Genomic DNA, 10,340 nt, shown 5'->3' with positions numbered 1-10,340 from the left:
CTCAAGATTGAAGAACAAAAAGAGGTTGCTTCGGGTACATACCAAGTGCATACATCAGACCAAAATAACAATAATGGTCATGATTCTCAGTACAAGTGGTCCCAGACTAACTTCTACATAACGCTGACACAAGGGTATGGAGTAAAGGATGCAAAAGCAGGGCGAGAGCACGAACGTTTTTCGACCTTAATTTGTATGCAACACAGTCAATTATAGGGCGAATATCACTCAATTCGGTCTTGTTAAAGTATCAATCAGTGTTTTATTTGCACGGATCGTTCAAAAAACAGGCTTTCATGCTCTCGCCCTGGATGCAAAAGTATGGAATGTTGCCTCTTCTGATCCGGGCAACGTTAATTTCTGTAGATTTACTTACCTGACGAATCAGGATGATCTTTACCTTATGTTTCTTTGGGGTACACTTCAAGAAAATAGAACCGCTGGATGCGATGATGTTAGTCAGGCTCCTCCAAGCCCGGGGACTAAAAAAGTAACCGCCTATCCAAAAGCAGATATAAAAACAACATTACGCGACGATGCTATTAGTGTTAGTAAGCTGTATTTCGAGGCACCTCAGCCTGCTTTCTGGGGAAAAGGAAGTTATTTATCACCATACTTCAACTTTCATGATCTCTATGGAAATAAATCCGGCAATATACATATCATCGTGAATGAAGAAGATACTCAATCATTTCATCTGGAAGATGCCTGAGCAGTGGAGTCGTTTAAATACAACCGACAAATTATCGTCCGTTGTTATGTATTTCTACTTTGATGATAAATCTTCGTCAAAAATATAATCATAGCTGTTATTTTGTTGAAGAGCATATTATTTATCATGCTAAATCAATGCAAGAATAGACTAAAAATAAATAATGATTAATTGAATAAATGAAGATTACCAAATTTGATCGCAATTCACTATTTTTAAACCTATTTATACTGAGGGAAAATTATATGAACTCACTAACTCAACATAAAAGCCAATCGGAAAAAATTATAGGATTGTCACATTTTACAATCTCTTTGAGATCAGGTCATCCCCAAGATCACGTGTTTGCAAATGGTAACATGCAAGTTGAGGTTGTTGTCAATATACGGGCAAGCGGCGCTGATAATAAAACAGTCGTATTATCCGATGAACAACTCAATAGTATTCAATTGATTGACTATGATAGCGGTCATAAATTATCAGGCGAATGGTCCTATAGCTCTGTCGAAAATAATTATGCCCATACATTTCCTGTTATTGGGCTATCTCAATCAACCCTTGACTCATCATATAAGGAACAACTGGATGATACATTCCTTCAGAGGAAATTTTATTGGGTAACAACAACCAAAATTGAAACAATCCAGATAGGGGCACAAATTTCACTAGACCAAACATCATATAAAACAACAGATGAGGGTTTTGGAACATCGATCATTATTACTGGTCATGCACCAATTACCTATTATTCCGCAGATCTCAAGATTGAAGAACAAAAAGATATTGATTCGGGTACATACGCAGTTCATCCAACAGACCCAAATGCCAATAACGGTCAGGATCTTCAGTTCAAGTGGTCCCAGACTAACTTCTACATAACGCCGACCAAAGGGCATCCAGTAAAGGATACAGAAGTATGGAATGTTGCCTCTGGTAATGATCCGGGCAACGTTAATTTCCGTAGATTTACTTACCTGACGAACCAGGATAATCTTTACCTTATGTTTCTTTGGGGTACACTTAAAGAAAACAGAACCGCTGGAGTCGATACGGTTAACGTCATATCAAAGGGTGATGATGCTGGCAGAAATGTTGGCATAGTAGTATTAGCCGCCTATCCAGAAGTACAAATAAACACAACACCACGCGACGATGCTATTAGTGTTAGTAAGCTATATTTCGAGGCACCTTGCCCTGCTTTCTGGGGACAAGAAAGTTATTTTTCATCAACATTCAACTTCCATGATATCTATGGAAATCAATCCGGCAATATAGAAATCGTCGTGGATGAAGATAATCAGTCATTTCATCTGAAAGACGTCTGAGCAGTGGAGTCGTTTAAATTCAACTACCATCATTATCAGCAAATCCCCCGGAAGCATCATTAACGCGGTTTCCGGGGCGACTCAGTTTAATTCAGACTCAGTGGATTCGCAAAAAGTGTATCGTAATCTGCAATATCAGCATTACGAAGTTCGATACGTATCGTGAACTTTGCCATCTAATATTCCTTATTTGATCATTTCGCTCGTTTGTTGATGAAGTAGAGTGACTGATTTTGTTATGTTAAACCAGCCTTACGGGGTCAGCATTTTATCATTCTTTCACCAATCTGGCTTTCACGTGTCGTGGCGAGTCCCCCGCCAAGCAGGATCAATACATGACGTTTAACGCTAGGTTACGCACTGAATTTCTGGATGACAAATGAATACTTCGACAATTAAACAACCAGTCTATCGGATTTTACTCTCACTGTTATCCCGTTCACGCTGGGCAATCACCATTGCCATTTTCGCCAGCATTGCCAATGGGATTTCCAGCGTTTCGTTGATCACATTAATCAATAAGGCAGTGACAACCTCCAACGATAACTATGCCCCGCTCGCCGGGTATTTCGCTGTTCTGGCGGTGCTGGCTATTGCCTGCCGCATACTGAGTGGCGTGATTTTCGCCAAACTGAGCCAGAATACGATGGCAAAAATGCGCGAACTCATCTCAGAACGGGTTGCCCGTGCGCCCTTCCGTCAGATTGAGGAACTTGGTGCCTCACGCGCGCAATCCATTATCACCGACGATGCAACCAATGTCTCACTGTTATTCTTTACCCTGCCCAATATCGTGATGCAGGGTTCAATTGTCCTCGGCTGTCTGGGTTATCTGGCCTGGTTATCGTGGCCCGTCTTCTTCCTGGCGCTAGCCATCGTCATTATTGGTTCACTCGGTTATAGCCTCGGTGGAAACAAAGCGATCAACGCATTCAACGCTGCGGGCAAAGCCCAAGATCGCCTGTTCAACCATTTCAATGCCTTATTCTCCGGTGCCAAAGAGTTAAAGTTACACTTCTCGCGTGCCAAGGCTTTCTTCACTGACTCCCTTGGCCACGAAATTGACGCTGTACGCCAGCATCGCACCCGTGCTTTCGGTGTTTATGCCTTCGGTACTGGCTGGATACTCTTTTTATTCTATGCGTTTTTAGGGCTGGTGATATTCGCCCCGACGGTCATTCCGGGCCTCGAAGTCACGACTCTCGCCGGTTATGTCATTGTATTTCTGTTTATGCTGATGCCCTTAGACAGCTTGTTAAATAATATTCCGGCACTGAATGCGGCACATGTATCACTGCATCGCATTGGCAATGTACTCTCTGAGCTGAATGAGCAAGACCCATTGACCTCGCAAATTTCGGCTGATGAATTCGGTGAAGCCATTTCACTGCGCCTGTCTGGCCTTACCCACAGTTATTATCGGGAAAAGGAAGATAAGGTATTCCAACTCGGCCCCATCGACATGAAACTCAAACGAGGTGAAATTACTTTTTTGATCGGCGGTAACGGCAGTGGCAAAACGACGCTCGCCAAATTGCTGGTCGGACTCTATACACCAGAAAGCGGCACCATTACCGTTGACGGGCATGTGATCACTGATGACAACAGAGCCAACTATCGTCAACTGTTCTCGGCAGTTTTCTCCGATTTCCACCTGTTCGAAACCCTGATAGGTTTGAGCGATACCGATTCAACACTGGATTCACGTGCTAACGCATTGCTCGCTAAACTGCAATTGGATCACAAGGTAAGCATCGAAAATGGGTGTTTCTCAACGCGTGATTTGTCTCTGGGACAACGAAAACGTCTCGCGCTGGTGGTGGCCTATTTGGAAGATCGGCCATTCTATCTGTTCGATGAATGGGCGGCGGATCAGGATCCGCTGTTTAAAACGGTGTTTTATCAGGAACTATTGCCTGAGTTGGCTGCGCGCGGTAAAGCCGTACTGGCTATCACTCATGACGATCGCTTTTTTCACTTGGCCGATCATTGTATCAAGCTGGAAAGTGGACGGCTTCTTACCCATCAGGCGCAAATGGTGATCGCTCAATGACATTGCTGGATGAGGTCGTGTGAATGTGCGCGACTCAATCTTATATCCTTGATTACCTCTTTTCAGTCGATAATCAAGGATAATGTCCCTTCTTAAGCCCATTTCAGACTGATGAGATTATTTAGTCTTATAATGCGCTTCGGCTTCAAGAAAACGCTGCTGTGTCGCCTGACTTGGTGCTTTTCCCAGCAAACTCACCACGATAATGGCAATCGTCGCGAAAATAAAGCCCGGAATAATTTCATACAGCGAGAACCAACGGAACTCCATCCAAACCAGCACAGTGACGGCACCCACCAGCATACCGGCCAACGCACCGTTACGGGTCATGCGTTTCCAAAGCACGGAAATCAGCACCACGGGACCAAACGCGGCACCAAAACCTGCCCACGCATTGCTGACCAGTGACAATACTTTATTATTCGGGTTAGTTGCGATCACAATGGCAATGATTGCCACCATCAAGACCATGATACGACCCACCCAGACTAATTCTTTTTGGGAAGCCTTGGTGCGGATGAATGCTTTATAGAAATCCTCGGTCAAGGCGCTGGAACAAACCAATAATTGGCAACTCAACGTACTCATCACCGCCGCTAACACCGCAGACAATAATATCCCGGTAACCCACGGATTGAACAACAGCACACCCAACTCCATGAAGATGCGTTCACGGTTTTGCAATACCGGCCCTGCCTGCGCCGGATACATTTCAAAATAGGCAATACCAAAGAACCCAACGGCCACCGTGCCCGCAAGGCACAAGAGCATCCATGTCATACTGATGCGACGGGCTTTATGAATAGTTTGGTGGGAGTCCGCCGCCATAAAACGGGCCAGGATATGCGGCTGACCAAAATAACCGAAGCCCCATCCCAGCAAAGAAATGATGGCAATAATATTCAGATTCTTAAACATATCTAAATAGGCGTGATCTTTTGCCTCAATAATGCTGATAGCTTCACCAACGCCGCCTACTTTAAGCAGGACCAGAACGGGAACCAGAATTAAGGCAAAAATCATCAATGTCGCCTGAACGGTATCAGTCCAGCTTACCGCAAGAAACCCCCCAAGGAAGGTATAGGCAATGGTTGCCAGTGCCCCCAACCAAATCGCTTTTTCATAGCTGATACCAAAGGTGTTTTCAAACAACAAACCACCGGCCACTACACCGGAGGCACAGTAAATAGTAAAGAAAATCAGGATAACCAGTGCAGAAATAACCCGCAGGATTTTACTCTTGTCCTCAAAGCGGCCCGTAAAATAATCGGGTAATGTCAGCGCGTTATTGTTTACTTCGGTATGCACTCTCAACCTGCCGGCAACCCACCGCCAATTCAAATAGGCACCCAACAGCAGGCCCAGTGCGATCCAGCTTTCTGAAATGCCTGAGAAAAAAATGGCGCCCGGCAATCCCATCAGTAACCAGCCACTCATATCAGAAGCGCCGGCAGATAATGCGGTGACCACACTGCCTAATCTCCGGCCACCCAATATGTAATCATCAAAATTCTTGGTGGAACGATAAGCCGCGAATCCTATCAACAACATGATGCCAATGTAGATAATGAAGGTAATGAGCATGGGTGAATTTACTGTCATGCAGGTTCTTCTCCATAGTGTTTTTATAAATTATGTGTCTGCAAATGTGCTATTTGCGTAAATAATGTTGCGTAAATAATGTCATCGTGCCTAACCTACTTTTCGGTGATACCTCATCTTTTATATCAGGCTGTAACAAGTTGTACTTGAAGATGCCATTAGTTTCCATATGTACTATTTATACTTGTAATTATTTTAAAATTACATTCTATCCTAATTTAGATAAAACATTTTTAACAACCAATTAACTGTGTTTTTATAAAAAACGCTTGCTAAATCACATTTATCACTCCAGAAATTGCACCTGAAATTAAATAATGGGTTATCCCTATAATTCATACAATGAAAACAAAATCAATATAAATCAATGCAATAAATAAATCCCAATAATAAATTCCGCCGAAAAAATGGTAAAAACACGATTAGTTTCACAAAATTAGAACAGCAGCTTTTAACTAAGTTGCACAAAGTTGCAACATGGAAGATATTGTTATGTAAATTTTTTTAGTCTTACCTGTTAAGGAGTAAAAATGGGTAGTACCACTATGGGTGTGAAACTTGATGAGGCAACACGTAATAGAATTAAGGCCGCAGCACAACGAATTGATCGCACACCACACTGGCTGGTTAAACAAGCTATTTTTAATTATCTTGAACGTCTGGAAAATGAGGAAAAACTCCCAGAAATATCAGCGGGTCAGGATAACAAAGAAGAAATGATTTCCGAAGCAGAATCACAGATTGAGGCACCTTATCAACCCTTTCTGGATTTTGCCGAGCATATTTTACCCCAATCGGTGAAACGTTCTGCAATTACGGCCGCCTATCGCCTCCCTGAAATTCAGGCGGTTCCTATGCTGCTGCAACGGGCGCAACTCTGTGAAGAACAAGCCAAGGCAACGCATAAACTCGCGTATTCCCTTGCAGAAAAATTACGCCAGCAAAAACAGGGTATGGGTCGTTCAGGTTTGGTGCAGGGATTATTGCAAGAATTTTCACTTTCTTCACAGGAGGGTGTGGCCTTGATGTGCCTTGCCGAAGCCCTGTTGCGCATTCCCGACAAAGCCACCCGCGATGCCCTGATCCGCGATAAAATCAGTAACGGTAACTGGCATTCCCATTTAGGCCAAAGCCCCTCTGTGTTTGTCAATGCGGCAACATGGGGATTGCTGTTCACCGGCAAGCTGGTGTCTACCCATAATGAAGCCAAGTTATCCAAATCACTTAACCGCATCATCAGCAAAAGCGGTGAGCCATTGGTACGCAAGGGTGTGGATATGGCAATGCGCCTGATGGGTGAGCAATTCGTGACAGGGGAAACCATCGCCCAAGCCCTTGCCAACGCCCGCAAGCTGGAGGAGAAAGGCTTTCGCTACTCTTATGACATGCTCGGCGAAGCGGCATTCACCGAAGAAGATGCGCGAGCCTATATGGTTTCCTACCAGCAGGCGATCCACGCCATCGGCAAGGCCTCAAATGGCCGTGGTATTTATGAGGGGCCGGGAATTTCCATTAAACTTTCCGCCCTGCATCCCCGTTATAGCCGCGCCCAATATGAGCGGGTGATTGATGAACTCTATCCCCGCCTGCTCTCCCTGACTTTACAGGCGCGCCAATACGATATTGGTATCAATATTGATGCAGAAGAAGCCGATCGTCTGGAAATTTCCCTCGATTTACTGGAAAAACTGTGTTTCGAACCGCAACTGGCAGGCTGGAATGGCATTGGTTTTGTCATTCAGGCTTACCAGAAACGCTGCCCTTTCGTGATTGACAGCATGATTGATTTGGCACAGCGCAGCCGTCATCGGTTAATGATCCGGCTGGTGAAAGGGGCTTACTGGGACAGTGAAATTAAACGCGCCCAAATCGAGGGGCTGGAAGACTATCCGGTCTATACCCGCAAGGTCTATACCGATGTTTCTTACCTCGCCTGTGCCCGTAAGCTGCTCGCTGTCCCGAATTTAATCTACCCGCAATTTGCTACCCATAACGCCCATACCTTGTCAGCGATTTATCATCTGGCCGGGCAGAACTATTATCCGGGACAATATGAGTTCCAATGCCTGCACGGCATGGGTGAGCCGCTTTATGAGCAAGTTGTCGGTAAAGTGGCTGAGAGTAAACTCAATCGCCCATGCCGGATTTACGCTCCCGTGGGCACCCATGAAACACTACTGGCCTATCTGGTACGCCGTTTGCTGGAAAACGGGGCGAATACGTCGTTTGTCAATCGCATTGCCGATACCTCCCTGCCGATTGATGAATTGGTCGCTGATCCGGTCAACATCGTTCAGGAACTGGCGCAGACCGAAGGGCAAATCGGCCTGCCACATCCCAAGATCCCGCTGCCCCGTGATTTATACGGCAAAAACCGGGTTAATTCATCGGGATTGGATCTCTCCAATGAACATCGTTTAGCTTCTCTTTCCAGTGCCCTGCTCAGTTCTTCCATGGAAACGTGGAGCTGTGAACCCTTGCTGGGGGGCTATTACCAACATACCGGCGAATTGCCGGCGACCAAGCCGGTGTACAATCCCGCCAGATACGCCGATATCGTGGGTTATGTGCGTGAAGCCACTGAAAAGGAAGTCAGCTACGCGCTGGAGGTGTCTACCGATGCCGGTGCCATTTGGTTTGCCACGCCACCCACAGAACGGGCGGCGATTTTAGTGCGGGCAGCGGAGTTGATGGAAAATCATCTGCAAGCCTTGCTCGGCATTTTGGTGCGTGAGGCAGGCAAGACATTCAATAATGCGATTGCCGAAGTGCGCGAAGCCGTGGATTTTCTCCACTATTACGCAAGTCAGGTTCAGCAGGATTTTGCCAATGATACCCATCGCCCTCTGGGGCCGGTCGTCTGTATCAGCCCGTGGAACTTCCCGCTGGCGATTTTCAGCGGCCAGATCGCCGCGGCACTGGCAGCCGGCAACAGTGTTCTGGCAAAACCTGCGGAACAAACGCCACTCATTGCCGCCATTGCGGTAAAAATACTGCATCAGGCGGGAATTCCTCGTGATGTACTGCAATTACTGCCGGGACAAGGGGAAACGGTCGGGGCGTTACTGGTAGGTGATGAGCGTGTCCGCGGCGTGATGTTTACGGGTTCTACCGCCATCGCCAGCCTGTTACAGCGCAATATTGCCGGTCGCCTTGACGCACAGGGGCGCCCAACGCCGCTGATCGCGGAAACCGGCGGGCTGAATGCCATGATCGTCGATTCCTCCGCACTGACCGAGCAGGTGGTCACCGATATCATCGCTTCCGCGTTTGACAGTGCCGGTCAGCGCTGTTCTGCCCTGCGTATCCTGTGTATTCAGGAAGATGTGGCTGAAAAAACAATCACCATGCTGAAAGGCGCAATGGCGGAATGCCGGATGGGGAATACGGAGCGCCTGTCCACGGACATTGGCCCTGTTATTGATGCTGAAGCGAAAGCGGGAATCGAGCATCATATCCAAACCCTGTATACCAAAGGCCGGGCCGTTTATCAGGCGGTGCATGAGAATGACACAGACCGTCAGGATTGGTCACAAGGCACGTTCGTCAAACCCACGCTGATCGAATTAGACAGTTTTGCTGAATTGCAAAAAGAAATTTTCGGGCCGGTTCTGCATGTCGTCCGTTTTAAACGCCATGAGCTGGATAAGCTGCTGGATCAAATCAATGCGGCCGGTTATGGCCTGACGTTGGGGGTTCACACGCGGATTGATGAAACCATCGCGCAGGTCACCAGTAAAGCGCAGGTCGGCAATATCTATGTCAACCGCAATATGGTCGGCGCAGTCGTCGGGGTGCAGCCATTTGGTGGCGAAGGTCTGTCAGGCACCGGGCCGAAAGCCGGCGGGCCACTCTATCTGTATCGTTTGCTGTCACAACGCCCCCTGAGTGCCGCTAACCAGACTTTGGCACGGCAGGATACGGAATATGAGCTGGATGCCCGAACCCGTGTTGCCCTGCATTCCCCGCTCAACAAGCTGGCAGATTGGGCAGTGGCGCAAAATAATGAGGTATTGGGTCAGGTGATTCAGGAATACCGTTTACTGGCACAAGGCGGAACCACCCGCTTATTGCCGGGACCGACCGGAGAGCGCAATACCTATACGCTGCTACCGCGCGGCCGGGTGCTTTGTCTGGCCGATAACGCGCAAGATGCCTTGGTGCAATTAGCGGCGGTGCTTTCTGTCGGTGGTCAGGCCATCTGGGAACAAGATGAACTGCATCAAAAACTGCAACATCAGTTGCCGGATGACGTGCGTCAACATATTGTCTGGACTGACGACTGGCAGCATGAAGAGACGGTGATGGCGGCGGTGATTTATCACGGTGATGGCGACCAGTTGCGTCAGGTCTGTGAAGTGATCGCACAACGCAAGGGGCCGATTCTCTCCGTACAGGGATTTGCCCGTGGTGAAACCAATTTGCTGCTGGAACGCTTACTGCATGAACGTTCAATCAGCGTTAATACGGCCGCTGCCGGGGGGAATGCCAGCCTGATGACGATTGGTTAACATTATCCGGCATAAAAAATAGGGGGAATGCGGGATAATCGCATTGCCCCTGAAATCGTTTCAATCCGACAACATGTTACTGCATTGATTATCTCCCCGCGGGGAGATAATCGGCTATTTTCGTCTTGCGAGCGGTA

General features: G+C 47.1%; 6 protein-coding genes. 5 read left to right on the top strand and 1 reads right to left on the bottom strand.

Annotated elements, in window-relative coordinates; genetic code table 11:
* The 4 genes from PSI17_RS03585 to PSI17_RS03570 all read left to right on the top strand — a co-directional run.
* Nucleotides 1-216: hypothetical protein (locus PSI17_RS03585; protein WP_273550647.1), on the top strand; the 216-nt coding region annotated here is incomplete at its 5' end.
* Nucleotides 217-403: 187 nt separating this feature from the next.
* Complete coding sequence (locus PSI17_RS03580; RefSeq protein WP_273550646.1) at nt 404-712, top strand: hypothetical protein; 309 nt, start codon at nt 404-406, stop codon at nt 710-712.
* Nucleotides 713-957: 245 nt separating this feature from the next.
* Nucleotides 958-2,037 carry a hypothetical protein gene (locus PSI17_RS03575; RefSeq protein ID WP_273550645.1) on the top strand — a complete coding sequence of 360 codons (1,080 nt, stop codon included), beginning with the start codon at nt 958-960 and terminating at the stop codon, nt 2,035-2,037.
* 379 nt (nt 2,038-2,416) lie between these two features.
* Nucleotides 2,417-4,090, top strand: coding sequence for a cyclic peptide export ABC transporter (locus PSI17_RS03570; RefSeq protein ID WP_273550644.1), 1,674 nt, complete (start codon nt 2,417-2,419; stop codon nt 4,088-4,090).
* 117 nt (nt 4,091-4,207) lie between these two features.
* Here PSI17_RS03570 and putP read toward each other — a convergent pair whose 3' ends face one another.
* Nucleotides 4,208-5,692, bottom strand: a complete 1,485-nt coding sequence (gene putP / locus PSI17_RS03565) for a sodium/proline symporter PutP (RefSeq protein WP_273550643.1) — start codon at nt 5,690-5,692, stop codon at nt 4,208-4,210.
* Nucleotides 5,693-6,222: 530 nt separating this feature from the next.
* Between putP and putA the strand changes: the two genes are divergently transcribed.
* Nucleotides 6,223-10,203: a trifunctional transcriptional regulator/proline dehydrogenase/L-glutamate gamma-semialdehyde dehydrogenase gene (putA, locus tag PSI17_RS03560; RefSeq protein WP_273550642.1), complete on the top strand. Its 3,981-nt coding sequence runs from the start codon at nt 6,223-6,225 to the stop codon at nt 10,201-10,203.
* The last annotated feature ends 137 nt before the right edge of the window (nt 10,204-10,340 follow it).

The sequence above is a fragment of the Xenorhabdus sp. IM139775 genome (genome assembly GCF_028598745.1).
Classification (GTDB): domain Bacteria; phylum Pseudomonadota; class Gammaproteobacteria; order Enterobacterales; family Enterobacteriaceae; genus Xenorhabdus.
This window is presented reverse-complemented; position numbering and strand designations above follow the sequence as displayed.

Coding starts and splice junctions, on each gene's coding strand:
- PSI17_RS03575 (WP_273550645.1), top strand. CDS start 958: ATGAACTCACTAACTCAACATAAAAGCCAATCGGAAAAAATTATAGGA.
- putA (WP_273550642.1), top strand. CDS start 6,223: ATGGGTAGTACCACTATGGGTGTGAAACTTGATGAGGCAACACGTAAT.
- PSI17_RS03570 (WP_273550644.1), top strand. CDS start 2,417: ATGAATACTTCGACAATTAAACAACCAGTCTATCGGATTTTACTCTCA.
- putP (WP_273550643.1), bottom strand. CDS start 5,692: ATGACAGTAAATTCACCCATGCTCATTACCTTCATTATCTACATTGGC.
- PSI17_RS03580 (WP_273550646.1), top strand. CDS start 404: ATGTTTCTTTGGGGTACACTTCAAGAAAATAGAACCGCTGGATGCGAT.